The organism is Rhizobium sp. AC44/96, assembly GCF_001692185.1.
In the GTDB taxonomy this organism is placed as follows: Bacteria; Pseudomonadota; Alphaproteobacteria; order Rhizobiales; family Rhizobiaceae; genus Rhizobium.
Genome location: NZ_LXKO01000014.1, coordinates 377145 through 403284 on the forward strand (window position 1 = coordinate 377145; position 26140 = coordinate 403284).

Consider the following 26140-nt stretch of genomic DNA (forward strand, 5'->3'; position numbering starts at 1 on the left):
GAAAGCTGAGTAAAATCCTCAATGATTAGGTGGAAAAATTTTCGCCTTTTGTTAGGTCGCTGAAATCACTGTAAAATAATTCGAGACATGGCGTACCCTGAGGGGCAATCCGCCCTGCAGCGCGTCGAGGGACCCGTTTGCGTCACGCAGATCGAGCACTGCATTGATTTTCAGTTGCTTGAGCTTCGCATCGGTGATCACGATGAAGCCCCGGTGCCATGCCGAAAGGGCGGCAACGACTTCCTCCAGCGAGCGCCTCTCGGCGATATATTGCCCATCACGCCAGGCAGCGAACGTCGAAACATCCGATTTGGTCGCCTGTCCGATATGGCCTTGCCTGTCGACGCGCAGGATCTCTCCCTCCTGCACATCCAAAGTCTCGCCAAGACTGCTACGAACCCTGACGCTGTGGTGTGTGACAGAAAGCTCGGCTCTTGCTTCGGGCAGATCCCTCGCAATGTCGAAGGCCGTGCCTAGCGCACGGAAGGACGTATCGTCGACCATGACCTCGAAGGGGCGGGCAGCATTCGACGTCACTTCGAAATAGGCCTGTCCGGCCAGCAGCCGCACGCGTCTCATTTGCTCGGTGAAATCGACATCAAGGGCGGAGCGGGCGTTCATATAGACACGCGAACCATCCGGAAGCGTAATCAGTTCCGGGCTGGCCGTTTCCGTGGTGTAGTCCGCGGTCAGGCGGCCAAGCACCCCCGAGCTCCAGAGAGCTCCCGAAGTGCCTATAGCCCCGAGACACAGCAGCAGGGAAAGTGCGCCGCGACGGCTAATCCCGGACGCCGGCGGCGGTGCGGCCAAAACCCGCCCGCTGTTGCGATCAACGAAGAGCTTGCCCATCACTGACCAGAGTTGCTCTGCCTCGCGGGCAGCATCGGCATGCGCAGTGCTTTCCTGCTGCCACGCCTCGTATTCTGTAACATCGCCATCACGAGCTGTGCCGGAATGCAGCCGAACGATCCAATGGAGGGCCTGTTCGGCAAGATCCGGTTTCTCGTTCTGCGACTCGGTCATCATTGTGTCCAGGTTTGGAGTGCCGTTCATCTGGTTAGACCGGAAAAGCGAGGAAAATCCACAATACGCGCCATCTCAAAATTCCTCGTCGCGGCGCAGGAACTCACGGCAGTGCAGCAGGGCGCGCACGATATGCTTTTCCACCATGCTGACGGAGACGCCGAGAGTAGCAGCGATTTCCGGATGGCTGTAGCCCTGCAGCTTGTTCATGACGAATGCCTGCCGGCAGGATGCGGGGAGCGCATTGAGATAGACGGCGAGCTTGGCGAGATCGCGCTGCATGTCCATGCGCTCGGCCGAATTGTCCGCAAGACTGGCCTCGTCGAGGCTCTCGAAATCCACTCGACGCTGCCATTCGCGCCGCTGGCGATCGGTAAAGTCGATCGCTGCATGACGTGTCGCCGTGAACAGATAGCTCCTTGGATGTTCGACGGGTGTCGTCGATTGGCGCCCTGCGAGCTTCAGATAGGCATCCTGAACCACTTCCTCGCCGCTGTCCCTATTGCCGACAAGTCGTGAGGCAAAGCGCACGGCATCACGATGATGGAGCTTAAATAGCTGATAGAGCCATGCGTTGAATGTTCGTGCCATCGGTTCGCGTATCTATGGGGACAAAACCTAACGGGAACCGCTGGCCAGCTTTCGTGCTGGCTCACATATAAAACAGGACAAAAACAGTCAAGTATCATAAGCTTGTGGCCGAAAAATTGGGAGGATCTACCATGTGGCTGACCCGACCGGCCAGGGTTTCGAATGGGCGGCCCGGACGATTTACCCCAACTACGCCACGTTAGTCGCGGTCCACTATTACTCACAAAATGAAAGGCTTAGCCACTGTTGGATCTGACGGCTCGATCTGGTTTAAGAGCAGCGGCTAACAAACAGCCGCGGTGGAAGCATCACATCACGCTAGACTTCTGGGCGTCGACCGCAGCATCCCGGTGACTTCCATCAGTCGCCTTCGCAGTCGCGTTGAGCTTAGCCTCAAGCATTGCGGTACCGTGGACGCTCTAGCTCATCGGGATCGCCGCTATCAATATCCTGGTCTTTCATTTCGGGATCTATCGCAGCGTCTCCCATTGGAATGTCGACGTCAGCAATTTGGCGCGGTGTATCCGCAACAAATCCGGCCGGAACGTGATTGATCCTCAAGTTATGCCACCCCCGGGAGTAGCGTTACGCGCTCATCCGAGCAGCGCAAAGCAAGAATAGATCACGTAAAGGTAGGACCCACGGGTGGGGCAAAGCCTGAGGGAGCATAGAATTTAGCATCTTGAAGATGCCGACATTCTCGCCGCCGTCGAGCGCGGCAAAAATTCCCGGGTTGATGGTGACCGTTATTGCCTATGTCTTGCTGCTCGTCAGCGTCTAGCCCGCAGACGGGTTTCCAGCCAGCCACTGTAGCGTGACGCGCTAAAGCTAATGGCGAAGTACACGCAAGCCGCAAAAATGAAGGTCTCGGTATAAAAGCCGAGCCAGTTCGGGTCGGCCGCCGCCGTCTTTGCTGCATTCAACAGGTCGGAGATGCCTATGACCGCAAGCAACGATGTATTCAGCAGGATGCCGATCGACAGATTGACAATGGCGGGAATGACGGCCCGCAGCGCCTGCGGGAGCACGACCAGCTGGGCGGTACGCCAATAGCCGAGCCCGAGCGAGTACGCAGCTTCTGTCTGACCTGCCGGAATGGATTGAAGACCGGCGCGAATGACTTCTGCGAGATAGGCCGAGACAAAGAGGGTGATGCCGACTTGCGCTCGCAGCAACTTGTCCAGCAGCGCATCCGCCGGCAGGGCCATCGGGACGATCAGCATGGCCACATAGAGGACCGCGATGAGGGGAACCCCACGCAGGCATTCGATGAAGCCGACTGCGAGGAGGCGCAGGATCGCCATGTTGGACCGGCGTGCGAGTGCCAGCAAAAGCGCGATGGGAAATGCCGCGGCAAGACCGACCAGCGATACGAGGATGGTGATCGGGAGCCCGCCCCATTGGTTGGTAGGAACCGCTGGCCCGACCAGCTGCCCGGCCATCACCAGCCAGGCGAGGGGAATTGCGAGAAACCATAGCAAGATGAGCCGGTTGCTCCAGAACCGCGGCTTGGCCGACACGAAAAGTAGCAGCACGATCCCGAGGATGACGAGAGCAGGGCGCCACTGCAGATCGGGCGGATAAAAGCCAAAGACTATGAAACGGAACTTGACGCCGACAAAGGCCCAGCAAGCGCCCGCTCCGTCTGCGGCGCAGTCCTGCGCCAGACCTCGCCAGACAGCATCTGTGATGGCCCAGCGCCAGAGCGGCACCAGAAGCCACATGACAACCGCAAGGCACAACAGGGTGATGACGCCGTTGGATTTGCTGTCGAAGAGGCCAGTTGGTATAGCGGGGCGGCGGACCTTCGGGAGGCTGATCTGGAGTTCGCTCATTTCCGCCGGGCGTCCTTCCGCGTGATGCGACGGTTGTAGATATTCATCAGCAAGGAGACGCCCAGATTGAGCGCCAGATAAGCGATCGCGATGATTGCAATCGCTTCCAGGACCTGCCCGGTGGTATTGGCGGTCGTATTGGCAACGCTGACGAGGTCAGGAAAGCCAATCGCAACCGCAAGGCTCGAGTTCTTCGTCAGGTCGAGATAACTCGATGTCATGAGTGGTGTGATGACCCGCAGCGCTTGCGGCAACACGATCAACCGCATGATATGGCCTGGCCGCAATCCCAGCGCTCGCGCCGCCTCCCATTGACCGCTTCCGACCGACTGGATGCCGCTTCGCACGATTTCGGCGATGGTGGCGGCTGCGTTGAACACCAGACCTGTCAGAAGCCCGGCAAATTCCGGCGTCAGCGACAGGCCGCCGCTGATGTTGAAGCCGCCCCGCGCAGGCAGTTCGCTGGAGACGGAAACACCTGCCGCCCAGCAGACGGCCACAAAGACCGCGACGGAGATCATAACGATGCGGGTTGCGTAAAAGCGGTGCCCAACGAGTAGACGTCGCATCGAAAAGATGGTGATGCCGGTGGCAGCCAAGGCGAGCGGCAACCAGACGAATGGAGATGGTCCTTCGATGATGAACCGCGGAATGAAGACACCGCGGTTGGTCAGGAAGATGCTCTGCGAAACCTCGATTGCCCGCCGCGGGGACGGCAGGCTGTGGAAGATCGCACTCCAAAGAAAAAGCTGCAACAGAAGCGGCGTGTTACGAAATACCTCAACGTAGGCGCGCACGAGGGATGACAGCACAAGATTGCCGGAGAGGCGGGCGATGCCGAGCACGACACCGAAGGCGGTTGCGATCAGGCAGCCGAAGAAAGCGACATTGATGGTATTGAGCAATCCCACCACCAGTGCGCGGCCGTAGGTGTCCGAGGAGGAATAGCTGATCAGGCTCTCGCCGATCTCGAAATTGGCGCGCTGGCCGAGGAAGGCAAAGCCGGGCTTGAGCCCCAGCCTTTGCATCGTTTCAACGACATTGCTGCCGAGATAGAAAATGCCCGCGATGATGAGGATCAGGATCATCGCTTGTGTGAGCGGCGAGGGGCCCACCCACGCCCGGATGGAGGCCAAGAAACCGGGCTTCGACAAGCCCGGTTCGGATCGATGACGTGATGTCAAGCGCAACAGCACTGGCTCACCGGAACGGAGGCGAATAGATCAGGCCGCCCTTGGTCCAGAGTTGGTTCAGGCCGCGATCGAAATTGAGCGGTGTGCCCTTGCCGACGTTGCGCTCGAAGATTTCGCCGTAATTGCCGACAGCCTTGATGATGTTGTAGGCAAACTTCGGATCCAGGCCGATCGCTTCACCAAGCGACGTGTCGACCCCGAGGAAGCGCTTGATTGCCGGATCCTCGCTGGTCAGGAAGGTATCGACATTGTCCTTGGTGATACCGAATTCCTCAGCCTGAATGGTGGCGAACACCGTCCAGTTGACAATCTCGAGCCACTGATCATCTCCAGCGCGGACGGCGGGGGCGAGAGGCTCCTTCGACAGACGCTCCGGCAGCAGGATATAGTCATCCGGCGCCTTGAGCTGCGTGCGCTTGGCGGCGAGATCGGTCGAATCCTGCGTCAGGGCATCGACGCGGCCGCTATCAAGTGCCTTGGTGAACTCGCTCGTTTCCTCGATGGTCACGGGCGTGAACTTCTTTCCGGTCTTGCGGAAGAAATCGGCAATATTCAGCTCGCCTGTCGTTCCGCTCTGCACGCCGATCGTTGCACCGTCGAGATCCTCGCCCTTGGTGACGCCAAGGTCCTTGCGAACGAGGAGGCCCTGGCCGTCATAGAAGACGACGGGACCAAAATGGAAGCCGAGCTTGAAGGCGCGAGTGATGGTTTCGGTTACGCCCGAAAGCAGGATATCGAACTCGCCCGCCTGCAATGCCGGCAGACGCTGCTGCGGCGAGGAATTCGTGAACTCGACCTTGTCAGGATTGTTAAAGACCGTGACCGCGAGCGCACGACCGAAATCGACGAAAAAGCCCTGCCAGCGGCCGTTGCTGTCCGGTGTGAAGAAGCCGGGCGTCGTTCCGACGCCGACCTTGATCACGCCACGTTCCTTGATCTTGTCTAGCGTCTGGCCTGCCTCGGCTGCGATAGGCAGCAAGGCTGCGGCGGTGACGATGGCGGCCCCGGCCACACCCTTCAAATGCCGCTGGATGGCGGAAATTGCTTGCATGAAATACTCCTAAAAATGATGTCCCCAACCGCAGGCGGATCGGACTTGGGAGGATCAGAACCCGCCTGCGCCATCCAGAATAAGGAGAAATAGTCTATAAAATAGATAGATTATTATAAAGCGCTGCCTGTTTGTGAAACGGTTTGCTCATTTTTCAGGCGTTCCGATAGGGGCGGGATGCCGGGCATCCCACCCCTGATCTCAGGCGAGTTCGAGTGCCTGCGCAATATCGGCAATGATATCGTCGGCATGTTCTATGCCGATCGACAGGCGAACGTAGCCGGGCGTAACCCCTGCGGCCAACTGATCCTCTGGTGTAAGCTGCGAATGCGTGGTGGTCGACGGATGGATCGCCAGTGAGCGAGCATCACCGATGTTGGCAACGTGATAGAGAAGCTGAAGCGAGTCGATGAAGCGGCGACCGGCATCCCGGCCAGCTTTCAATTCAAAGCCGACGAGTGCTCCGAACGAGCCATTCCGAAGGTATTTGCTGGCCCGTTCAGCGGCAACGCCTGTTTGAAACTTCGGGAAGATGACCTTCGAAACCTTCGGGTGCGTCTTCAGGAATTCGGCGATCTTGATGGCGTTCTCATTGTGCTGGCGCAACCGCAGCGGCAGGGTTTCCAACCCCTGGATAAACAGGAAGGCATTCTGCGGACTGACGGGTGCCCCGATATCGCGCAGCAGCACGGCGCGGATGCGCAGGATATATGGATGAAAATCGATCAGCGCTGCTTTTTCGATCCAGCTCTTGTTTTGGTAGCTCGGGTCGGGCTCATGCAGGGTCGGCAGCCGTTCCGCTTGCTCGCTCCAGGGGAAGTTACCGCCATCGACGATCGCGCCGCCGATCGCCGTCCCATGTCCGCCGATATACTTTGTCGTCGAATAGACGACGACTGCCGCACCATGGTCGAGTGGCCGGATAGTCTGCGGTGCGGCCGTATTGTCGACGATGAGGGGAATGCCGAAGCGACGGCCGATGTCTGCAACTTCGGCAATCGGGAAGACCTCGAGTTTGGGGTTCGGCAGCGATTCGGCGTAGTAGGCGCGGGTTCTGCCGTCGGTTGCCCGGGCAAAGGCCTCCGGATCGGCGGCATCGACGAAACGCGTTTCGATCCCGAAGCTCTTCAGCGTCGCCGCGAACAACGCCCATGTACCGCCATAAAGTCCTGCGGCGCTGACGATATTGTCGCCGGCGCGCGCAAGATTGAGCACCGCGAAGGCGGACGCCGCCTGCCCGGAGCCGAGCGCGAGCGCTGCCGCCCCGCCTTCGAGTTCCGCCAGTCGCTGCTCGAATGCGTCCTGCGTTGGATTCGACACACGCGTGTAGAGATGGCCGGCGGCCTCAAGCGCAAAAAGCTTGTCCGCACCTTCCGTGCCAGGCAGTTGAAACGATGTCGTCTGGTAGATCGGAACAGCGATCGCGCCGGTGGTCGGATCGAAGCGGAAACTGCCGCCATGAAGGGCGATTGTCTCCGGGTGCCGGCGCAGGCTGCGAGGGCCGGACGCTCCGGCAGGCGACGCCACAACTTCGGGAGCCGGGGTAGTCGGGGTGCGAATCGTCATGCTGGTTGCCTTTCTCTGTTTCGTTGCTGCCGATTGGACACAAAAACCCGTCGGCCGACTGAGTGCCGCGGGGTGGATCGATTTCACTGAGACGCTACCGCTCAGGCGGCCGTCGTTTCCCTTTCCTGTTCCTCGAGCAGGTCGGCGTGATGTTCGCGCGCGACATCCGGATGGGAGCGCAGCCGCGACTTCAGCACGTTGCGTCCAACCTCGCGAAACAACGGGTTGAGCGGATCCTGGGTGACGCCGCGCACTTCCGCCGCCAGGGCTGGGGGCAAATCGAGCACCGGAATGCTGGCTGCCAGATTGGCACCAAGGAAAAACGGGATCGAGAGACGATCGCCGCCAGCCGCCGGCGTGACGACGCGATGGATATTTGCCTTCAGATATCCATTGGAGGCGAGCTCGAGCAACTCCCCAACGTTGATGACGAAGGTGCCGCGGATCGGCGGTGCGTCGATCCATCCGCCCTCGCCGTCGTCCACCTGCAGGCCGCCGACGACATCCTGAAGCAGAATGGTGACAAAGCCACCGTCCTTGTGCGCACCGACGCCCTGATCGCTTTCGGTCTGGTCGCGGCCGGGATAGCGCACGATCTTCAGAAGCTGGTTCGGACCATTGCTATAGATCGGCGCAAAAACGTCGGGCTTCTGGCCGAGCGCTTCGGAAAAGGCCTGCAGCACCTTCAGACCGACAGCGGTGACGTCGTCGATCCATTTGAGCACCGAGGGGCGCAATTCCGGCAGTGCCGAGGGAAATTGGTTCGGGCCGATCAGGCGCTGCCAGGCCGGATCGCGTTTCCCGATTGCCAGCTTTTCGCGCTCCGGTCCGAAGTCGACCTGCTCGCGCCAATCCTGCGTGCCCCGGGTATATTCGAGACCGGCGCGATTATAGCCGCGAAAATGCGGCGACTTGCGCATTTCGATCTCCAGCTTTTTCTCTTCTGGAAGCGAGAAGAAGCGTCTGGCCAGCGCCGTCAGGTCGTCGATCTCCCCTTGAGGAATTCCATGCCCAGTCAGATAGAAGAAGCCGAGTGTTCGGGTGACATCGCGCAATTCAGCCAGTGCCTCATCCCGTTCCGGATGATCCGTTGCGAAGCGCTTGAGGTCCAGTATCGGAAGTGTCTTCGGCGTAGCCGTCATGTTTCTATCCTTCTTTTGTATTCAGGCCGGGCGGCGCGATGAGCGGAGGACAAGTCCAAGGCTCGAGGTTGCGATCCCTGCCCAGAAAACCACCGAGGAATATTTGCTTATGCCGAGCCAGTGGTTCGTCTTGCATAGCGCCTGCGCCAGGGTGCAAAGGTCGGTGGCGCTGCCGATGCAGGTCGCGGCTTGGCTGTAGCTGATGTAGTCGTTGGCGATGACCTCGCGGAACACCAGCCACCACCATGCAAGGCCTAGGATCAGGATGACGGCGCCGAGCGCGGTCACAAAGGCGGAGAGGCGGGGATCAGACGTCATGAGATACCCCAAGCTTTTCAAGGAGGGTCTGGCGCAGGGCGATCAGCGCTGGATCATCCCGGCGGCGGGGATGCGGCTTGTCCACCCTGACGTCGGCAATGATGCTCGCCGGTCGGTCGCCAAAGACGATGACGCGATCGGCCAACAGGAGGGCCTCCTCCACGTCGTGGGTCACGAGAAGTGCGGTAAAGCCCGATCTTTGCCACAGCTGAAGCAGTTCGTTCTGCATCTTCAGTCGGGTAAGAGAGTCCAGCTTGCCGAAAGGTTCGTCGAGCAGCAGCAATTTCGGGTCGTTGACCAGCGCACGCGCGATCGCGACGCGCTGCGCCATGCCGCCGGACAGCTGATGCGGATAGGCCTCAGAGAAGGCATCCAGCTTTACGAGCTTCAGTATGTCGTCGACGCGATATTCGTGATCCTTCAGGATGCCGCGCGCATCGAGACCCGTCGCCACATTTCGCCAGACCGTCAGCCAGGGAAAAAGGGTGGCGTCCTGGAACACCAGGATACGGGAGGGATCGGGATGGGTGATCTCGCTATCGTCCTCGAGCAAACGGCCTTTCGTCGGCGCTTCAAGTCCAGCCGCCAGCCGCAGCAAGGTCGACTTCCCGCAGCCAGACGGGCCAAGCAGCGCGACGAATTCGCCCGCTTCGATATTGATCGTGATGTTCGAGAGAACCGGCAGGCGTGTCTCTCCGAGGTCGAATTCGTGGCTGACATTGTCGATGTCGAGACGAACGCTCTGCGTGGCAGGCACCTCTTGTCGGAAGGCGACAGTCATCAGAGAATTCCTTTCTGCCAGCCGAGCAGTCGTTCGCGAACGATGAACAGCAGCCGCACCAGTCCGGCGCAGATAAGCGCCATGACAATGAGGGCGGCATAAACGTTGGCATAGGCCGAATAGGCAGTGTTGAACTGAAGATACCAACCGAGCCCATACTTGGCGCCCAGCATCTCGGCGACGACGAGCACGGCGAATGAATAATAGAGCCCCATGAACAGGCCGACGAAGACGTTCGGCAAGGACGCCGGGATCGCCACCTTGAACACCAGGTAGCGGTTGTTCGCACCAAGCGTGCGGGCAACGTCATAAAGCGACCGGTTGACCTGTCCGACGCCCGCAGCCGTCAGGATCGCGACGGGAATTCCCGAAGCGAGTGCCACGAGAAAGATGCTGGCCTGGAAGGTCGAGGGGAAGATGAAGAAGGTGCAGGGGATCCATGCGCTGGCAGGCACCGGCCCGATCAGCTTCAGCACTGGCATTCCCCAATAGGCGAATCGCTTGGACCAGCCGAGTGCAACCCCGGCCACGAAGCCGGTGGCAACGCCGGAGGCAAAACCCAGTATCCAGAGCCGTCCGGTGTAGGCAATGCAGATCAGTAGCCGGCTCCAGTCGGTCAGGTAGACATGCAGAAGCCCCTGAGGTGGTGAGAAAAACGGCTTGGGGAGCCAGCCCAGCTTGGCGGTGACCAGTTCCCAGGCCGCCAACCATATTCCGATAACGATGAACCACGGTCCGTAATAGGTAAGCGTTCGTGTCGAATCCGCCGCATGCGGCACGACGAGTGCAAGCAGCAGGAACAAGCCGCCGCCCGCTGCCGCGAGGATCGCGAACGCTTCCGTATCACCCCAGACGATGGCATCGGGCAGGAACCAAGTGATCGCTGCAGCCGAGAACCAGGTGACGGCGGCAAGCAGGCCGTCCCGCCAAAAGAAGCTGGACAGACCGGCATGCCGCTCACCCAGCGCCGCCGCATTGTTGTGGACGACATCCGTCATCGGTCAGGCCTCACGCAAAGATATCGAGCGTGACGCGGTTGGCGATTTCATCGGGGTCGGTGCTCTGATCGATGACGCCGGTGAGCTTCAGGTTCGCATAGCCCTCGCGAACCTCCGCAACCAGATCCTTGCCGAACCAGTTCTTGTGATAGGTGAGCGACGCCAGGACCTCAGTCAGATCCTCGAGCGGCAGTCCGGGCTTCAGCGTGTCGAAATACCACTTCGCGACTTCGTCAGGATGCTCGGCCGTGTACTGGTGAATTTCGAGGTTGGCGGCGGCCACGCGGCGGATGACGTCCTTGTTGCTCTCATAGTAATCGCCGTTGACGCCGAGCACGCAGCAGACGCGGTCCTCGAAGATGCCCGTCTGGGTATCGTAGATCTTCAGGAAATCGTGCTGCTTTTCGTAGGAATAGGCCCAGGGATCCATATGAGCGACCGCATCCGCTTCGCCACGCTCGACGCCTTCGGCGACGAGATCGAAGGGGAAGACCTTCCATGTCACATCGTGCTCGGGGTCGATGCCGGCTTTTGCCAGCGCCACGGAAAATGCGACGCGTGAGGGCGAACCGGCGTCGAAGGTGCCGATCGTCTTGCCCTTGAGATCGGCAAGCGACTTGATGCCGGAGTCCTTCTTGACCAGCAGGCGCTGGCAACCGCCATGCGAACCGTGGAAGAGCTTGACGTCGAAGCCCTGTTCGATCGGCTTCAGCCAATCATAAAGCAGGCCCGGGCCGGCTTCCGCCTTGTGGGTCGCGAGCGACTGGATCAGCGTTTGACCGCTGGCGCCCTGGTAGAACAGTTCGACGTCGAGGCCGTGCTTGGTGTAGATGCCCTTGGAGAGGCCGAAACCAACCGGCGAATGGCAGGCCGCCACTTCCGTCCATTCGAGCTTGATCTTGTCGAGGTTGCCGGCAATGGCGTATCCGCCTCGACCGGCGAAGGCGCCGATCGAGGCGACCGCACCGACCGTCCCCACGGCCTTCAGCACGGTGCGGCGAGATAAAAGATTTGTCTCAGGAATGATATCGCTCATTGTCAGGCCCCCTATGAAGATGACAGAGGCTATCAAATTCCGGTATTGTCTACAGAATTTATAGACTATTTAGGCGATGATCACTGAAATTTCTTTACGCAATTCGGCGGCAAGGCGCAGGGATCGCTCTAATCATCCGCCATACTAAGCACCCCAGTACTCTGAGATCTGCGGTTCCGGCCAGGCGGCCATTGTCCATCATTGCCGTCAGTTTTACGAGGAACGGATTCGCGTCGAGGACCGCCTTACCAAATCGGGAATAAGAGATTGGCCGTCCAGCCGCGTCCGAAAAAATCAAGTTGCCTCGGGAAACGGCGGCGCTGGCGATCTCGAGGAACCGTTCGGGATCTTCGAGCACCGCCGCGACGATCGCGCCCATCTCTTCGAGATCATCTATTAATGGGTCATGAAGAAATCGAAGTGACCCGTCTGATGGGCAGGAAGATTTTAGCTGCCGACAGGCAGAGGATGAGTTTGCGCTCAGGCGTAAAGCCGATCCGCGGGACAAGCCCAAACTGTTGGCCTGCGAGAAGTGGCTGCGTCATCTTCATGTCGATCAGGTGAAGGCTCGGAGTTTCTGTTGATTTTCCGTTCGTATGCTACTGGTCGAAGGTTCGAATTGGTTGGACACTACGACACTGATTTTCTTTCGGCGTGACGCTCAACCGCTGGTGCATGGAGACGGCGCGGCGCGGCCGACGCCCCACGATAATCGTCCCTGCACGATGGCCAGCGTCCACCTGCCGTTCGAATAAGTCGTTTCTTCTGTCCCCACGGCGGGCAGATCAAGCGCAGGCGCTCCGTTGACGGATACCGAAGCGCGGTCGCCGAACAGGCGCACAGCCAAATGCGTGCCGTCCTGACACGTGTAGTCGCTAACGGGGTGAGGGTTGCCCACGCCAATCGACGTGCTGGGCTCTGCATGCCCAGTGCATGCAAGCAGCAGGAGGCTAATTACCGCGATCGATAGTTTTCTCAACATTATCGCACTCCAAATTGGGGCATTGGCAAGAAGGCAAGGGCCGGCGTGTCGCACGCCGCCGAACTGACAGCGGCTTGCGGGTTGTCGCCTGTACGTGCTGACTATTCCTGATAGGTGTCCTCGCCGTTCGGAACCGGCTTATCGAACAGAATAAACGCCAAGTTGTCGCCGGGTTCGGACATCACGTCGGTGCGCAGGCCCGAAATCTCGCCGGTCACGCTGCTCGTATATTCCGCGACCACTTCACCGAAGCTGTTGCGTTGGATGGCGATCTTCTGGCCGGCCTCGACCTTGTCGTTGAGCTCGACCAGATGCTCAAGGAACCCGCCCTCGGTTGCGACAATCGGGACTGCGCCACGACCGATAAAGACGCGCACTTCCTTGCCTGTGCGTCCCATTGGACCGACAATGATCCCGTGCTGCTTGAGCACGTTCATTGTCCCCTCTACGAACTGCGCGATCATCGGAAGGTCCAAAGCGCGCGCGGCGCCGACCTCCGGGCAGATCGCCGGAACGCCCGCCGCAAGAAGCGCGTTATGCAGGGTTGTGGGAAAGGCATGTTGCGGCATATCGAGGATCTGGCTTACCGGATAGAGATCGGCCATCGCCTTAACCTCTGGCACATCCATGTCGGCAATATTAAATGCACTGACCTCGAAGCCTGTCGTCCCGGTATGGAAGTCGATCGCGGCGTCCGCGTTCGGCCGCAGGAGCCGGTTGAATACCAGTGCGGCGTGCCGGTCGGGCGCAGTGCCGCTCTCGTTCCCCGGCCACACCCTGTTCATATCGATCAGATCTATGCTCCTGCTCGAGTTCGGCCATTTGCGCTGGATGGCCAACATGGCCGGGCGCGAAATATCGGTGACTGCCATCACCGTCCCCGACATCTGTGCCGGATTGAGTTGGTTCATCACGGTCATGACCGTATGGACCGAACTCATTTCGTCGCCGTGCACGCCGCTGGTTAGGACGACGCGTTTTCCCGGATTTGCGCCTCTGGCGGCGATTACGGACACGTACCAGTGCTCTCCGGTACGCATTTGCACGCCCTGAAAGTACAGCTGGTGCCTCCGGCCGGGCTCCAAGTCGTTGACGTCGAGCGCGCTGACGACTTTCTTTCCCTGGATTGTTTCTCCGGTATATACCGTTCCCTTTCCGGACGCGGCCTCGGTGGAGGACGAGGTTTGCGCAGCCACTGGGATGGTGTTGGCCGAAAGCGCCGTTGCTGCCCCGACCGTAGTTATAGAGGCCTTGATCAGATCGCGACGCTTGATGCCTTTTTGGGGTTTATCTGCCATGCACGGAGCCCTTCTCGTTGTAAGGATGACTTTCGTCGGTACGCGGTGCCGACGGCAAGACCCTGCCCGACTTCAAAATTACGAAGAGGCGGCGGAACTGCTGACTTTCTCCGCGGATCAGCAATGGAAGAGGGTAGGGGAAAATTCGTCGTCCCTTCTTCCGGCGGATTGGCAGGTTGTATAACAGGAAACGCAGGCACTGCGTGGAATTCCTATTGAAGACGTCACGATACGGACAAAGCAGCGCGCCGATCGCTATAGAGCTACCGGTAGGGGCCTTCTCGCCCATCTCGTGCCGATCGTCGCGCTGGATGATGAAGGTCGCGCCCGGTACGCGATTGCCGAGCGGGACGCACCCGGATTGACCGTCATCGACGACTGGTCATCATTGGGCCAGCGTACAACGCTGTCGGGCACGGTAATCCTGAACAACGTCAAGGTGCCGAAGACGCACCTCGTTCCTGGCTATAAGGGGTTATGCGGAAACGACGGCCGACGGGGCGATCTTCCAGATCATCCAGGTCGCGGTCGATACGGGTTTTGCCCAGGCGGCGATCGACGAGACCGTTTCCTTCGTGCGCACCAAGAGCCGCGCCTGGGTGGACAGCGGCGTCGACAACGCCTGGGACGATCCCTACACGATCCAGGCCGTCGGTGACCTGACGCTCCCGTCTGCACGCCGCGCAAGCTTTGCTTGAAAAACCCGGCTACGCCATCGACAGCGCCATCCAGAACCCGAGTGCTGAAACGGTCGCGTAGGCGCGTGGCAGAATCGCGTGGAACTTCGGGCGTTTGAAAAGGCGTTCTTGGCAGACGTTTAACACCACATCCTGAAGCAGTTTTACATGTTCAGCGAGCCATCGCGCTGACCAAGCCCATGAGGTAGCGGAGGTGCAATTGGCTGAAGTTTTCGGTCCTCGCTTGTGCAGCAGGACTATAATCCAATACGCGGCTTGCCGTCGTGACGACTGGCCACTGCAGTTGCCACCTCGATGAAATCCCGCACCAGAGGCGTGATCTGTCCCATGTAGCCGATAGCGATTGTACAGTCGTCCATGTCCGAAATGGTCCGGAAGGTGACGCCCGGGCGCGCATAAAAGCGAGCGGTGCTCTCCGCCGTGATGCTTATGCCTTTTCGCAAGGCTACCGCCTGGAGTTCGGAATCAACCGTCGCCGCTTCGAACACAACGCGGGCCCGCTCGCCTTGGCGATACTGGTTGGCCAGCCAGTAGTCGCGCCAAACGCCCGAGCCCGGTGCAGCGATGAATGGCTCGTCCAACAGGTCTTCGACCTTCACGGTTTCGTTGGCACTCAGCGGATGTCCATTGTGCATGCACGCGACGCACTTTTCTCGCGCGATTTCCACGATTTGAATTCCGGGAGTATCGACCGGGGGCCGAAAAATGCTGCAGTCCACCGTCCCGCTAGCCAGTCCGCCGTCCGGGTTGTGAAAGTCATATTCGATGAATTCAAGCTGTGCGTGAGGGCGCCGCCTTTCGAACTCCTCGGTTATATCGGGGATGAAGTCGACAGCGGTGCCGATCAGATAGCCGACGCGAAGGGAATTTCGAGCAGACAGCTGGAGTGATTTCGCCTCCCTGTAGAAGAGATCCAGCGCCCGATCGAGCTTTTGCACGTAGGCGTAGAGTGCCTCGCCGTTCTCCGTCAGGGTCACACTTCGTGTCGTTCGCTGGAAGACATCGAATCCCAGAGTGGCCTCTAGCTGAATGATGGTTTGCGAGAGGGCAGGCTGAGAAACGGCCAGCTTTTCCGCCGCGCGCGCAAAGCTCTTCTCCCTTGCAACAGCAAGCAGACAGCGAATGTGGCGGAGCTGGATATTCATAAGTGACATGAATTAATCCTTTCGCCAATCGTCCTTGTTGTCAACGCCCCGCTGCTGCTTAATCGGCCTACTCGAACGACGAGAGGGAAATCGATGAGTGTCATGCAAAGCGCTGTAAAAACAGATGAATATCGGGTCGAGGAGGGGAAGCGCTCCCTCATTCACGATCCTGTCGAGGGTGACAATACGAAGATTACGCTTGTGCGCGCACGAGGATCCTACGTCTGGGATGACAAGGGCAATCGCTATCTGGATTGCACTTCCCAGGCATGGTCAAACAATCTCGGCGCCAACGACCCTCGTGTCGTCGAGGCTGCCATCGCGCAACTCCGGGAGATTACTCATGCCCGGCCGAACTTCAACACGAACGCGTTGCTGACACTGACCTCAAAACTACGCAACATCACCCCTGGTGACCTGAACCGTATCGGTTACGCGCTGCATGGCAGCCTAGCGGTCGAGATGGCGATCAAGCTCGCCTACAAGAACCGTCCTGGTGCTCAAAACATCATCGTGCTGCAAGATGCCTATCATGGCCGCTCGATCACGACCATGGCAGCCAGCTGGCCCCATCCGAACAATCCGTTTCTGGCGATCCAGCCGCGGTTCACCCGCGTGCCACATCCAGATCCCTATCGTCCACGTCTTGGCTTTGATATTGAGACTGACGTGCAGCTCTGCCTGCAACTGCTGGAAGATACGATAGACCGCGGCGTGGATGGTGGTGTTGCTGCGATCATGCTGGAGCCGATCATGGGCAATGGCGGTCACATCGTTCTGCCGCTCTCCTACCTCAAGGGTATCAGGGAGATCTGCGATCGGCGCGGTATCATTTTGATCTGGGACGAGATCCAGAGCTGCTTTGGTCGAACCGGGAAAATGTTTGCCGCTGACCTCTACGGTATCGTTCCAGACATCATGACCTTTGGCAAAGGTATCGGCGGGGGGTTCCCGCTGGCAGGCATCTTCGCGAGCGAAAAGCTGCAGAAGTTCGACTCCGGCGAGGATGCCTTGACGTTCGGTTCCTTCCCCGTTGCGATGGCTGCAGCCGTTGCCACCGTAGACGCGATTATCGAGGACAATCTCTGCGCGAAGGCCCGGCAGCTCGGCGAGTACGCCACGAAGCGCCTCAACGAGATCGCAACGCGTCGCAAACTGCTCGGGCATGTCCGCGGACCGGGGCTGTTTGTCTCAATTGAACTCGTCAAAGACCGTAAGAGCAAGGAGCCTGCCCGCCAGGCGGCAGCTGAGGTCTATCGACGCGGCGTCGACCGCGGTGTGCTATTTGGCGAAAGCCGCTATGCAGGTTTGGGCAATCTCATAAAGATCAAGCCTCCGCTAGACTGCTCCATGGAGGATATGGCGCACGCGTTGGATGTGCTCGATGAGGTGCTGGGTTCGATCGAGGCGGATGGCATCGCCTGAGGTTCAGGGCCACGTGCTTAGGCTTCCGGCGACCACCGCCGGAAGCATTTGAATTTAAAAGACGTGCTCAAGCACGCGAAAGACACAAAACAAGACCGACAAAGGGGACCATAACAATGTTTGACAGAAAAATGACTCGCAGATCCGTTCTGGCTGCCGGCACAACGGCAGCACTTGCGATACCATTCGTGCGCCCATCCTGGGCTGCTCCTGAAAAGATACGCGCGCTGATGTGGGAGGCCTATCTGCTTCCCGATCGGGTCACAGCGTTTGAAGATACCCACAAGGTGAAATTCGTCCCGAGCTTCTTCGACGGCAATTCGGAAGCATACAACAAGCTGCGTGTCGGTGGGTCGAAGGAGTTCGATCTTGTGCAGGCCGACGGGTTCTGGCCGCAACTCTATTACCGGGAGAAGCTGCTACGCGATGTGGATTATTCAAAGGTTCCGAACGCGGCCGGCTATTTGCCTGAGTTCGCAGCCGGGACCTTCAAGGTTCTGTCTGACCCGGGCACGGGCAAGAAGATCGGCTTTCCCTTTTGCTGGGGCGCCTATGGAATAACCTATGATGCAGCCAAGGTTGCGCCCGACGAGACCGAGACACTGACATGCATGTTCAATTCGCAGTTTTCCGGCATGCTTTCCACGAGCTCCCGCTTCGAGGAGAATATTGCGCTTGCCGCCCTGCTCGTGACCGACCGGATGGGCAGTCGAGCACAGCCGCGTCCCGATGGTAAGCCGTTCAACCCCTATGTCCTCACCGACGAGGAACTGACAGAGGCGGAAAAGCTCCTGATCCAGCAGAAGGGGCTGTTGCTAACACGTTATCAGGACAATCCGACACTGTTCCAGCTTCTGCAGAGCGGTGCGGTCGTCGCCGCGACGGAATTCGCGCAGGTCTTCCGTCAGTTGTTGACGGCTGAAGCGCAGGGTGCTGCTCCGGTTGATTTCCGTCATTCCCTGAAGATGAAGGAAGGTGGCCTCGGATGGGTCGATACCTGGCTGGTCACCTCAGGTGTTGAAGACGGCAAGAAGTTTGACCTCTGCAACAGCTTCATCGACATGATGATCTCTCCGGAGGTGATGAAGAAGATTGGCGAGGTGGCGGGTTGCTCGACCACGGTTGACCTTCGCGCGATCTCGAGCGAGTCGGAGCGAAAACTCTTCCTGATGGACCGCTCGAACGAAATAGCCGGCCTGTTCATGTTTGATCAGCCGTCGTCCCCTGAAAAGTGGGAACGCGTCTGGTCCAACGTACAGGCAGCTTGATCGATTGTTCGTCCTCTAAGGGTAGGGGCGGCGCGAGGCACTCACGTGCCTCAACCGCCCATTAAACGGGTTTGTCTCATGAGCCATAATGGTTCTTATATTCGTATCGATAACGTTTCGCGGCGTTACAATACATTCAAGGCGCTCGACAGTGTGAGCGTCGACATTGCCAAGGAGGAGTTCATTGCGATCCTTGGCCCGAGCGGTTCAGGCAAAAGCACGCTGCTGCGTCTGATCGCTGGACTAGACCGTCCAACCGAAGGCCGTATTCATTTCGAGGGAAAGGACGTAACGGAACTTGCCCCCCACAAGCGCGGTATCGGCATGGTGTTTCAGGAGTTCCTTCTCTTTCCGCACCGAACCGTGCGCGAGAACCTCGCCTTTCCCCTCAGAATGCGCAAGGAGCCCAAAGCGGTCATCGAGGAACGGGTCGAGTGGGTGGCGGGCGTTCTCTCGCTGACCACGATGCTCGACCGCTATCCGAGCCAGCTCTCAGGCGGACAGCAACAACGCGTCGCGCTGGGGCGTGGTCTGGTGGCGAAACCGACCTTGTTATTGCTTGATGAACCGCTGGCCAATCTCGACCGGGAGCTTCGCCAGGAAATGGAGATCGAGATCCGGCGCTACCAGAAGCAGCTCGGCATCCCTTTCATTTATGTCACGCATAATCAGGAAGAGGCACTCTCGATGAGCGACCGGATTGCCGTGATAAACAACGGTCGGCTCGAAGCGCTTGGTGAGCGACAGGCGATCTATGATCGTCCCCAAACGCCATTCGTGGCCCGCTTCGTCGGCAAGTCCAGCAAGTTCCAGGGGATCGTCGGGTCCAGCGGCGACACGGTGCGACTTGCCCGCTATGACCACGAATTCACGCTTCCCGCAGGCAATGGATTGAAGGCGAAAGACGCGGTCGACATCTTCGTCAAGAACGAGCGCTTTGATCTCACACGCAAGGCCGATGGTGGCGAAGGTATCGCCTGCAGGGTTATGGATGTCGTCTTGCGCGGGCCCTTCCTCGAATACGTGCTGGAGACGGACAGGGGCGACACCGTGATTGCGGTTAAGCCAAAGCGCAATGATCCGTTGCCAACTCAGGAGCGCGTGCTGCTATCCTGGAGCCCGGCTGATTGCCATGTCTTCAAGGCGGGGAATTGATGATGCGCTCAGATCTCCAACGCCGTCTCATTCTGGATGTGCCGACAGGCTTCCTACTGCTCTTTTTCGTCATGCCGTTGACGGCACTTGTTGTCCTGAGCTTCTGGCAGACCGAGAACTACAAGATCGTCCACGAATGGACACTGATGAACTATGGCACGCTTTCGACAGAAGGCGCTTACATCACTTTCTTCCTCAGGTCGCTTGCGATGGCGATTGGCGTCTCGGTAACGCTTGTCGCCATGTCCTGGCCGATCGCCTACTTCATCGTCCGCTATGGCGGGCGTTATCGCATCATCTTTTCACTGCTCCTCGTCATCCCGTTCCTCTCCGGCGAAGTCCTGCGTCTGATTGCGCTTCAAGGCATGTTGGGACCAACTGGGCTGGTCAATGGTGCCTTGCTGCGGATGGGAGCCGCGCCGCTCAGGATGATCATGTATTCCAACACAGCATCGTTCATCGCCTTCATCTATCTCTACCTGCCGCTGGTGGTCACGACGGTATATCTGTCGCTAATCAACTTCGACTTCCGGCTTGCCCATGCTGCAAGCGCCTGCGGCGCAAACCGGTTCCGCATCTTCGCCGAAGTGGTTTGGCCACTCAATCTTTCGGGTACGATCGTCGGCTTCATGCTTGCTTTCATCCCGACGCTTTCCGCTTCCCTTGTTCCCCGTTTCCTCGGAGGTCCGAATGGCACGCTTTACGGCATGTCCATGGCGCAGCAATTTGGCGAGTCGGGCACCTGGGCGCTGGGAGCTGCCATGGGTGTTGTGCTCTTCCTGTTTTCTGCAATCGCGCTCGCGATTTTGAGCTTTGGGGTAGATCTCCGCCGCACAGGCTTTACAGGATTGGGGAGGCAGTAGGATGCGACCGCATTTTTCCGACGCAATCATCAAATGGATGTTGGCGACATTCCTCATCGTCGTCTTCGCCTTCCTTTACATGCCGATCGTGCACATCCTCTTCGCCTCGCTTTCGACGCGGCCCAACTTCCCGTATCCACCGGAATTCAACGTGGCGAGCTACGTTCGCCTATCGACGAACACGGTCTATCAGAGCGCCTTCGCCAACAGCTTGATCCTCGCTTCCTGTACGGCTGTGCTTTCGACCGTGCTTGGATTTCTTGCAACCATTGGAGTGCTACGGTTCGGCGGCAGGCGAGCCCTGGTCTACGCGATCTTTTTCGCAGCGCCGCTTTTTGTCTCGGAGATCCTGCTCGGCATCTCGAGCATGGCCCTCTACTATCTCCTGTTCGAATTGCAGGGGAACATGCTGACTGCCATTGTCGCCAACACGGTACACTGCTTCAGCTTCTGCTTCCTGATCATGGCGGCGATGCTCTACAAATATGATTGGCGCATGAATGAGGCTGCCATTGTCTGTGGTGCCACGCCTTTGCGGTCGTTTGTAGAAGTCATGCTCCCGATAACTTGGCCGGGCATCATGGGCAGCTTGATCACGGCCTTCGTGCTCTCGCTCAATGGTCTCGACGTATCCTTTTATCTCCTGGGCGCGACGCCAACCATGCCATCGGTTGCCTGGGGCGCACTTCGATACGGGGTCAAACCGGAGCTTTACGCTCTCTCCACCCTCATAAACCTCATCGTATTCCTGTTGATCATCGGCTTGCTGATATCAATCAAGGTGAAAAGGAAGGCATGATAGCTGGAAGGAAAATGGCAAGTCGATAAGGTCTGTTCCCATCGCAGGCTCGTGAACCCGCTCCGGCTGTTCGAGAGAAAGCATGCTCAACTGCGGTCCTACGCCAGCGGGGCAAGGATCGCTCCAATCGCAACGAAACCGCCGCCGATCGACGAGTTCGGTGGCGCCCGCTGCGTAACCAGCAGACCATCGCCTGTCAGCAGCAGAGGCAGGTATCCTCGACGGCCTTCTCGCCTCGTGCCTTCCCCTTGGGTACTGATCCGGTGCCCATTTGCACTGATCGTGCAATTATCGCAGGATCCGCCGCCGCTGATCGACTCCACGGCGGCGGTGGCATTGTACATCGGACAGCTCCAATTGACTGACTAGCCTCGGTCCGCTCTCGCCGCCCAATGCGCCGAGGGCCACCACGGCAAAGACAAGAATTAGTGCCGTGCCACAAAGGGCCGACGGGCGGTCCCCCAGCTACCTCTAATTTCCCACCTACGCTGATCTCTGACGACGTCATCCAACTTCTCAGATGCTTAGAGAAGCGGATGTTGACCTAGAATATAGCTCTTAATTCAATAGTAACTAATAAAGTGAACTTCCGATCAATGCCTCGATACATTGAAATTATTCTCGCTCCCTGCGATGTTTTCCGGTAATATAGCTCCAAAGGCGACAGGCGTTCGAAAGAACTCATGAATTAGCGCCGTGGCGCTCGGTACGATTCAAATTTCCCCATGACATGTCTTCCGCCACCGCAAGGTGGTGTCGCTACCGCATGTGTGGCCGCTGTTTTGCACGTCAACGGTCCAGCAGGTCCTGAAGCAACGGGAGAAAGAAGATGGATTTCATTGAACAATGGTTCGGGATTTCCCCAGACGGTGGTGACGGCACGATTGAACTCCTCTTTTTCGCGATCGTCATGGTCCTCCTTACTGTCGTCGTTTGGCGTCGCTGGATAGCGCGTCGCTATTCCCGCAAGTTCTGAGGGTCACAATGGCCGTCGGGTCTGGCGGAGCGGGACATGGCATCACAACGATGCTTCGTTCTTGGGCAACCGTCGGCGAGGCAAGTTGCGACGGCGGTGTATGGACGCGCTATTCTTGCGTGGAGGCACACATATGACCACGGATGTTGTCACAATTTATGAGGACACGGTTTTTGGGGGACGAAGCAAAGCGCTCGCTCCGGGTGGCTACCGCTTTTTCACGCCCGACGATTTCAATGACGTCGTGTCTTCCATCAGGATTCCAGCAGGGCTCGGGGCCCAACTCTTCGAGCATGCGGATGATGGCGGCGGCTACGGCATTTCCATCGACTTGCTGGAGGATTGTCCGGATCTGTCGGTGTATGGCTTCGATGACAAGATCTCTTACGTGAACGTGTTTTCGATCGTTGACCGTCCGGGTTTTGTCTGGGCACGGAGCCGCATGGAAAACGGCCAGTTCATCCCGGGCCACTGGGAGCGCCAACGAGCCAATGGAGCCCTGCCAGACAACTCCACGGCGGTGGTGTCGCCACCCTATGCGCCACATCCCTCCACCGCGGCAACGGTGATGCATGTTGACGGCGCCCAAACAATCATCACGTTTCTGGGCGGCCAGAACAGCTCGGACGCAGCAATGTGGGAACATGCGGTTGCCGACCAGATGGGGATCATCGGCAGCGACTTCAGAGGTCCCGAAGAGATCGGCTCGGCCGCTTTCGAACGGGCATCAAACAATATAGCAATTCCGGACAACTTGAACTTCTGGTATCCGCAGAAGCAGCCGCGTGACCACCGATCCGTCGTCTATTTCAAGCGGACGCTGGTCGGCAAAGTGAACAGTGTCCATATCGCAGATATTAACGGTACCTACGAAGACCATGACGTCAACATAGATGTCATTCCCAATGAAAAGTACCAGTACCTTATCACCGATGGGCATCCGCGCGAGTACACCGACATCATGAGCGCTCAGTGGAATCTGAGTCTTCACCAGTTGGGCAAGCCCAATTGCGACGACAGCGAGAGTGTCGCCGAGGCCGCCCTCGTCGAAGCGGAAATACAGCCTGACGGCGATGTTCACTCCGGAACGGCGCAGACATTGAATGACTTGATTCTGGCACGGGGGCCTCAGGATATCTGCATCTACGGTGTCTGGATCTACGATAAAGGGCACTGCTGCCATTCGGAAATCCATCCCGCCGAGCAAATCTGGTGGCGGGATAATGTCGGGGTCAATCAACACAAGTATACGCTCAACGTGTTCTGCGATGCCTCCAAACGCTTCTGGTGGCGCGACCAGATGGACGACGGCACCAAACTCAAGCCTTGGGGTGCGCCTCCGATTACCGGCACGTTTGCGATCGCGTTCGAGGCTGAATTGGGAAAACCCGCCATCACATTCGAGGTATCCAACATTAATGACTACAACGTCGCGGCCATTCCCAATGGCAACCAAGTCTACAACCTCGTCTACCAGAACAACATTCTCGTCTCGTTCATTCCACACAACGACGCGTTCAAGGTAACTTATGAGAACGTTGGATTGACCCGCGACAATAAGGTCAGGGGATTCCTCGTCATCCAGACAACGGTCGGAACTGTAACCCAGACGACAAACCGGCTGCTCATTCCCAATTCCAATCCGCGATTAGCGCCGATCATTGCGGATATTCCGCCGGGCACCGACGTCAATACGATAGACCAGCGGTTCGAACGTGAAGCCTTCAAGAAAGTTGAAGGGCGCTATATGTTCAGCGTGATGCAGACTGATCCGCTGCCGAACCTTGTACATGGTGTGTGGAATTCCGATTTCCTGCGACACCGGCTGCACGTCGCATCGACTCCTTGAGCCATAGCCGCTTTAGCTTTAAGGCAAGAGCGTATGTCCGTCTTCGTGGCTGAGGTGGCTCGCCCTACCGGTCTTCCGAGGGTTGATCGGATGGGCCGAGCCGATCCTCGTCACAGGGGGACGAGCCATGGCAGATTATAGAGAAGTGTTCGTTGGAATCGATGTTGCCAAGCGGAAGAATGCGATCGCTGTCGCCGAATTCGGCCGGGAGGAAGAAATTCGCTTCTGGGGCGAGGTTGATGCATCGGGTGCAAGCATGCGCCGCATCATCCAGCGGATAGCTGCAAAGTTTGACTGCGTTCATTTCTGCTACGAGGCGGGCCCGACCGGATATCGTAAGAGCCTCGGCCTGAGCATTTAAAACAGTCCAAGTTTTTATCCGCACCCCCTTATGCGCCTAACCGGCTCAGTTCTGCGTGGAAACCAACATATCGCGCGACAAAGCGAAAAAGACTCCCATTGGTCGTCAATCACCCTTTGCGGCATCCCGCCATGCCCGCTCAAACGGTAGACGCCAAGCGTGGGGCGCAATAAGTTGGTGAATGGACTTCGGCCCCCAGCCGGCCTGATCGTAGAGGCGCACCGGTGGCGGGTTGTCGAGAAGAGGCTGGGACACCTCCCAGAGGCGCTCGATGCCCTCGGCTGTCGTGAACAGCGTATGGTCGCCGCGCATGGCATCGAGGATCAGACGCTCATAGGCCTCCAGAACTTCGCCGATAAGGCCGGTTTCACTCATGGCGAACTGCAGTGAAAGCTTGTCGAGCCGGAAGCCCGGGCCTGGTCGCTTTCCATAGAAGGAAAGCGAGACCTTGGACGCATCAGCGAGATCGAACGTCAGGTGATCAGGCCCCTGGGCCCCCACGCCGGAGCCTGGGGGAAACATCGATTTCGGCGGCTCACGGAATGCTATTGAGATAATGCGCTGCCCCTCGGCCATGCGCTTGCCAGTGCGCAGGAAGAAAGGCACGCCGGCCCAGCGCCAATTGTCGATGGCGCATTTGAGGGCGATAAAAGTATCTGTGTCGCTTTCGGGATCGACGCCAGGCTCATTGCGGTAGCCGATATATTGACCGCGCACGACGTCACGCGGCTCGATCGGTAACATCGAGCGGAACACTTTGTTCTTTTCTTCCGAGATTGGCGCAGGTTCGAGAGCCGTCGGCGGTTCCATCGCCATAAACGCGAGGATCTGAAAGAGGTGGGTCACCACCATATCACGATAGGCGCCGGTGGTTTCGTAAAAGGCGGCACGAGTAGAAAGGCCGAGCGTTTCCGGGACGTCGATCTGCACATGGTCGATGAAATTGCGGTTCCAGATCGGTTCGAACAGGCCGTTGGCAAATCGGAAGGCCAGGATGTTTTGCGCCGGCTCCTTGCCGAGAAAGTGATCAATGCGAAAAATCTGCTTTTCGTCGAATACCTCGTGCAGCTTCTTATTCAGCTCAACAGCGCTCGCAAGGTCCGTGCCGAAGGGCTTCTCCATGATGATCCGCGAGCGCTCCGTCAGGCCGGCCTGAGCAAGGAGTTGTACGGCTGGAAGGGCGGCGCTTGGTGGCACGGATAAGTAGTGCACGCGCCGTGTCTCCGGTCCCAGCGCCTTTTCAGCTCTGTCGACTGCTTCCTTCAGCGCTCCGGCACCGGCAGCGAGTGGGACGTAGTCAAGCGAGGCCGCGAACGCTTGCCATTCGGGCTCCGAGAACTTGCGCGTCAAGAACTTGTCGAGCGAGTCTCGGGCTATGGAGCGGAAGCCATCAGCATCGATATCGTCGAGTGAGACGCCTATGATGCGGCAGCCCGGGATAAACCCCGCTTTGGTAAGGTGGAACAATCCCGTCAGAAGCTTGCGTCGTGAAAGGTCGCCCGTTGCGCCGACGAGCACGACGACCTGTGGATAGCCGGGACCGACCCGAGTTGAATTCTTGCGCAATCCGCCCATCCTGAAATCTTGCGTTGTGTCTCGGGGATGGGCTAGCGCGTGCCATCGCGAAGCGGCTATGCTCGATCGCGAAGTCACGATCTGGAAGCTTATCCCTCTGGGGTTAATAGAGGCATGGATTGCTCGGCTGAGCAAGAGAAAGCGAGACCCTTCCGCTGTCGTGGGGCCGCGGAGCCCCCGATCCATAAAGGCCGTTCAGGATCGGCGGTAAA

The 26140-nt window shown here is 58.5% G+C and carries 24 protein-coding genes and 2 pseudogenes; 9 read left to right on the top strand and 17 right to left on the bottom strand.

The features are described 5' to 3' along the window. Positions 1-51: 51 nt before the first annotated feature. The 14 genes from A6U87_RS14395 to A6U87_RS14455 all read right to left on the bottom strand — a co-directional run bounded on the left by A6U87_RS14395 (position 52) and on the right by A6U87_RS14455 (position 13814). A complete protein-coding gene (locus A6U87_RS14395) occupies positions 52-1023 on the bottom strand; it encodes a FecR domain-containing protein (RefSeq protein WP_065692227.1) in 972 nt (323 codons plus the stop codon). Positions 1024-1098: 75 nt separating this feature from the next. Continuing rightward, positions 1099-1614 carry a sigma-70 family RNA polymerase sigma factor gene (locus A6U87_RS14400; RefSeq protein ID WP_065691928.1) on the bottom strand — a complete coding sequence of 172 codons (516 nt, stop codon included), beginning with the start codon at positions 1612-1614 and terminating at the stop codon, positions 1099-1101. 770 nt (positions 1615-2384) lie between these two features. After that, positions 2385-3449, bottom strand: coding sequence for an amino acid ABC transporter permease (locus tag A6U87_RS14405; RefSeq protein WP_065691929.1), 1065 nt, complete (start codon positions 3447-3449; stop codon positions 2385-2387). After that, positions 3446-4603 carry an amino acid ABC transporter permease gene (locus tag A6U87_RS14410; protein ID WP_065691930.1) on the bottom strand — a complete coding sequence of 386 codons (1158 nt, stop codon included), beginning with the start codon at positions 4601-4603 and terminating at the stop codon, positions 3446-3448. The genes A6U87_RS14405 and A6U87_RS14410 overlap by 4 nt, the downstream gene beginning before the upstream one ends. Positions 4604-4649: 46 nt before the next feature. Further along, positions 4650-5693 carry an amino acid ABC transporter substrate-binding protein gene (locus A6U87_RS14415; protein WP_065691931.1) on the bottom strand — a complete coding sequence of 348 codons (1044 nt, stop codon included), beginning with the start codon at positions 5691-5693 and terminating at the stop codon, positions 4650-4652. A gap of 201 nt (positions 5694-5894) precedes the next feature. Continuing rightward, the gene (locus A6U87_RS14420) at positions 5895-7259 is read right to left on the bottom strand and encodes an O-acetylhomoserine aminocarboxypropyltransferase/cysteine synthase family protein (RefSeq protein WP_065691932.1); all 1365 of its coding nucleotides are present in this window, start codon (positions 7257-7259) and stop codon (positions 5895-5897) included. A gap of 101 nt (positions 7260-7360) precedes the next feature. Then, positions 7361-8401, bottom strand: a complete 1041-nt coding sequence (locus A6U87_RS14425) for an isopenicillin N synthase family oxygenase (protein ID WP_065691933.1) — start codon at positions 8399-8401, stop codon at positions 7361-7363. Between the two features lie 21 nt (positions 8402-8422). Beyond that, the gene (locus A6U87_RS14430) at positions 8423-8719 is read right to left on the bottom strand and encodes a hypothetical protein (protein ID WP_065691934.1); all 297 of its coding nucleotides are present in this window, start codon (positions 8717-8719) and stop codon (positions 8423-8425) included. Continuing rightward, positions 8709-9500 (bottom strand): ABC transporter ATP-binding protein, encoded by a 792-nt coding sequence (locus A6U87_RS14435; protein ID WP_065691935.1) that lies wholly within the window; start codon positions 9498-9500, stop codon positions 8709-8711. The genes A6U87_RS14430 and A6U87_RS14435 overlap by 11 nt, the downstream gene beginning before the upstream one ends. Further along, positions 9500-10498: an ABC transporter permease gene (locus A6U87_RS14440; protein ID WP_065691936.1), complete on the bottom strand. Its 999-nt coding sequence runs from the start codon at positions 10496-10498 to the stop codon at positions 9500-9502. The genes A6U87_RS14435 and A6U87_RS14440 overlap by 1 nt, the downstream gene beginning before the upstream one ends. A gap of 10 nt (positions 10499-10508) precedes the next feature. Next, complete coding sequence (locus A6U87_RS14445; protein ID WP_065691937.1) at positions 10509-11534, bottom strand: ABC transporter substrate-binding protein; 1026 nt, start codon at positions 11532-11534, stop codon at positions 10509-10511. A 94-nt stretch (positions 11535-11628) separates the two neighbouring features. After that, positions 11629-11913 (bottom strand): hypothetical protein, encoded by a 285-nt coding sequence (locus A6U87_RS29925; RefSeq protein WP_065691938.1) that lies wholly within the window; start codon positions 11911-11913, stop codon positions 11629-11631. Between the two features lie 282 nt (positions 11914-12195). Continuing rightward, positions 12196-12516, bottom strand: coding sequence for a hypothetical protein (locus A6U87_RS29310; protein WP_198928707.1), 321 nt, complete (start codon positions 12514-12516; stop codon positions 12196-12198). Between the two features lie 101 nt (positions 12517-12617). Further along, on the bottom strand, positions 12618-13814 hold the full coding sequence (locus A6U87_RS14455; protein WP_065691939.1) for a succinylglutamate desuccinylase/aspartoacylase family protein: 1197 nt from the start codon (positions 13812-13814) through the stop codon (positions 12618-12620). Positions 13815-14067: 253 nt separating this feature from the next. Between A6U87_RS14455 and A6U87_RS29315 the strand changes: the two are divergent. Further along, positions 14068-14570 (top strand): annotated as a pseudogene (locus A6U87_RS29315) (SfnB family sulfur acquisition oxidoreductase); the annotation flags it as partial. A 178-nt stretch (positions 14571-14748) separates the two neighbouring features. On the opposite strand, the gene A6U87_RS14460 reads toward A6U87_RS29315, so the two are convergent. Beyond that, complete coding sequence (locus A6U87_RS14460; protein ID WP_065691940.1) at positions 14749-15666, bottom strand: LysR family transcriptional regulator; 918 nt, start codon at positions 15664-15666, stop codon at positions 14749-14751. 84 nt (positions 15667-15750) lie between these two features. Here A6U87_RS14460 and A6U87_RS14465 point away from each other — a divergent pair, with 84 nt between their 5' ends. From A6U87_RS14465 to A6U87_RS14485, 5 genes are all read left to right on the top strand, one after another. Continuing rightward, complete coding sequence (locus A6U87_RS14465; protein ID WP_198928708.1) at positions 15751-17082, top strand: aspartate aminotransferase family protein; 1332 nt, start codon at positions 15751-15753, stop codon at positions 17080-17082. A gap of 131 nt (positions 17083-17213) precedes the next feature. Further along, the gene (locus A6U87_RS14470; RefSeq protein WP_244499496.1) at positions 17214-18350 is read left to right on the top strand and encodes a PotD/PotF family extracellular solute-binding protein; all 1137 of its coding nucleotides are present in this window, start codon (positions 17214-17216) and stop codon (positions 18348-18350) included. Positions 18351-18428: 78 nt separating this feature from the next. Then, the gene (locus A6U87_RS14475; RefSeq protein ID WP_065691942.1) at positions 18429-19505 is read left to right on the top strand and encodes an ABC transporter ATP-binding protein; all 1077 of its coding nucleotides are present in this window, start codon (positions 18429-18431) and stop codon (positions 19503-19505) included. A 2-nt stretch (positions 19506-19507) separates the two neighbouring features. Then, the gene (locus A6U87_RS14480) at positions 19508-20368 is read left to right on the top strand and encodes an ABC transporter permease (protein WP_065691943.1); all 861 of its coding nucleotides are present in this window, start codon (positions 19508-19510) and stop codon (positions 20366-20368) included. 1 nt (position 20369) lies between these two features. Continuing rightward, the gene (locus A6U87_RS14485; protein ID WP_065691944.1) at positions 20370-21167 is read left to right on the top strand and encodes an ABC transporter permease; all 798 of its coding nucleotides are present in this window, start codon (positions 20370-20372) and stop codon (positions 21165-21167) included. A 98-nt stretch (positions 21168-21265) separates the two neighbouring features. On the opposite strand, the gene A6U87_RS14490 is transcribed toward A6U87_RS14485, so the two are convergent. Further along, positions 21266-21511 carry a hypothetical protein gene (locus A6U87_RS14490; RefSeq protein ID WP_065691945.1) on the bottom strand — a complete coding sequence of 82 codons (246 nt, stop codon included), beginning with the start codon at positions 21509-21511 and terminating at the stop codon, positions 21266-21268. A 485-nt stretch (positions 21512-21996) separates the two neighbouring features. On the opposite strand from A6U87_RS14490, the gene A6U87_RS29930 reads away from it, so the two are divergent. The 3 genes and pseudogenes from A6U87_RS29930 to A6U87_RS14500 all read left to right on the top strand — a co-directional run. Further along, complete coding sequence (locus A6U87_RS29930) at positions 21997-22143, top strand: hypothetical protein (RefSeq protein WP_158007275.1); 147 nt, start codon at positions 21997-21999, stop codon at positions 22141-22143. A 133-nt stretch (positions 22144-22276) separates the two neighbouring features. After that, complete coding sequence (locus tag A6U87_RS14495) at positions 22277-23992, top strand: hypothetical protein (protein ID WP_065691946.1); 1716 nt, start codon at positions 22277-22279, stop codon at positions 23990-23992. A 127-nt stretch (positions 23993-24119) separates the two neighbouring features. Beyond that, a pseudogene (locus A6U87_RS14500) lies at positions 24120-24326 on the top strand (IS110 family transposase); the annotation flags it as partial. 132 nt (positions 24327-24458) lie between these two features. Here the strand turns inward: A6U87_RS14500 and zwf are convergent. After that, positions 24459-25928, bottom strand: coding sequence for a glucose-6-phosphate dehydrogenase (gene zwf / locus A6U87_RS14505; protein ID WP_065691948.1), 1470 nt, complete (start codon positions 25926-25928; stop codon positions 24459-24461). Positions 25929-26140: the final 212 nt, after the last annotated feature.

What these genes read in the sequence shown, in the direction of transcription:
- A6U87_RS14395 (WP_065692227.1), bottom strand. Translation starts at nt 1,023, where the DNA reads ATGACCGAGTCGCAGAACGAGAAACCGGATCTTGCCGAACAGGCCCTC.
- A6U87_RS14400 (WP_065691928.1), bottom strand. Translation starts at nt 1,614, where the DNA reads ATGGCACGAACATTCAACGCATGGCTCTATCAGCTATTTAAGCTCCAT.
- A6U87_RS14405 (WP_065691929.1), bottom strand. Translation starts at nt 3,449, where the DNA reads ATGAGCGAACTCCAGATCAGCCTCCCGAAGGTCCGCCGCCCCGCTATA.
- A6U87_RS14415 (WP_065691931.1), bottom strand. Translation starts at nt 5,693, where the DNA reads ATGCAAGCAATTTCCGCCATCCAGCGGCATTTGAAGGGTGTGGCCGGG.
- A6U87_RS14420 (WP_065691932.1), bottom strand. Translation starts at nt 7,259, where the DNA reads ATGACGATTCGCACCCCGACTACCCCGGCTCCCGAAGTTGTGGCGTCG.
- A6U87_RS14425 (WP_065691933.1), bottom strand. Translation starts at nt 8,401, where the DNA reads ATGACGGCTACGCCGAAGACACTTCCGATACTGGACCTCAAGCGCTTC.
- A6U87_RS14430 (WP_065691934.1), bottom strand. Translation starts at nt 8,719, where the DNA reads ATGACGTCTGATCCCCGCCTCTCCGCCTTTGTGACCGCGCTCGGCGCC.
- A6U87_RS14435 (WP_065691935.1), bottom strand. Translation starts at nt 9,500, where the DNA reads ATGACTGTCGCCTTCCGACAAGAGGTGCCTGCCACGCAGAGCGTTCGT.
- A6U87_RS14440 (WP_065691936.1), bottom strand. Translation starts at nt 10,498, where the DNA reads ATGACGGATGTCGTCCACAACAATGCGGCGGCGCTGGGTGAGCGGCAT.
- A6U87_RS14445 (WP_065691937.1), bottom strand. Translation starts at nt 11,534, where the DNA reads ATGAGCGATATCATTCCTGAGACAAATCTTTTATCTCGCCGCACCGTG.
- A6U87_RS29925 (WP_065691938.1), bottom strand. Translation starts at nt 11,913, where the DNA reads ATGGGCGCGATCGTCGCGGCGGTGCTCGAAGATCCCGAACGGTTCCTC.
- A6U87_RS29310 (WP_198928707.1), bottom strand. Translation starts at nt 12,516, where the DNA reads ATGTTGAGAAAACTATCGATCGCGGTAATTAGCCTCCTGCTGCTTGCA.
- A6U87_RS14455 (WP_065691939.1), bottom strand. Translation starts at nt 13,814, where the DNA reads ATGGCAGATAAACCCCAAAAAGGCATCAAGCGTCGCGATCTGATCAAG.
- A6U87_RS14460 (WP_065691940.1), bottom strand. Translation starts at nt 15,666, where the DNA reads ATGTCACTTATGAATATCCAGCTCCGCCACATTCGCTGTCTGCTTGCT.
- A6U87_RS14465 (WP_198928708.1), top strand. Translation starts at nt 15,751, where the DNA reads ATGAGTGTCATGCAAAGCGCTGTAAAAACAGATGAATATCGGGTCGAG.
- A6U87_RS14470 (WP_244499496.1), top strand. Translation starts at nt 17,214, where the DNA reads ATGACTCGCAGATCCGTTCTGGCTGCCGGCACAACGGCAGCACTTGCG.
- A6U87_RS14475 (WP_065691942.1), top strand. Translation starts at nt 18,429, where the DNA reads ATGAGCCATAATGGTTCTTATATTCGTATCGATAACGTTTCGCGGCGT.
- A6U87_RS14480 (WP_065691943.1), top strand. Translation starts at nt 19,508, where the DNA reads ATGCGCTCAGATCTCCAACGCCGTCTCATTCTGGATGTGCCGACAGGC.
- A6U87_RS14485 (WP_065691944.1), top strand. Translation starts at nt 20,370, where the DNA reads ATGCGACCGCATTTTTCCGACGCAATCATCAAATGGATGTTGGCGACA.
- A6U87_RS14490 (WP_065691945.1), bottom strand. Translation starts at nt 21,511, where the DNA reads ATGTACAATGCCACCGCCGCCGTGGAGTCGATCAGCGGCGGCGGATCC.
- A6U87_RS29930 (WP_158007275.1), top strand. Translation starts at nt 21,997, where the DNA reads ATGGATTTCATTGAACAATGGTTCGGGATTTCCCCAGACGGTGGTGAC.
- A6U87_RS14495 (WP_065691946.1), top strand. Translation starts at nt 22,277, where the DNA reads ATGACCACGGATGTTGTCACAATTTATGAGGACACGGTTTTTGGGGGA.
- zwf (WP_065691948.1), bottom strand. Translation starts at nt 25,928, where the DNA reads ATGGGCGGATTGCGCAAGAATTCAACTCGGGTCGGTCCCGGCTATCCA.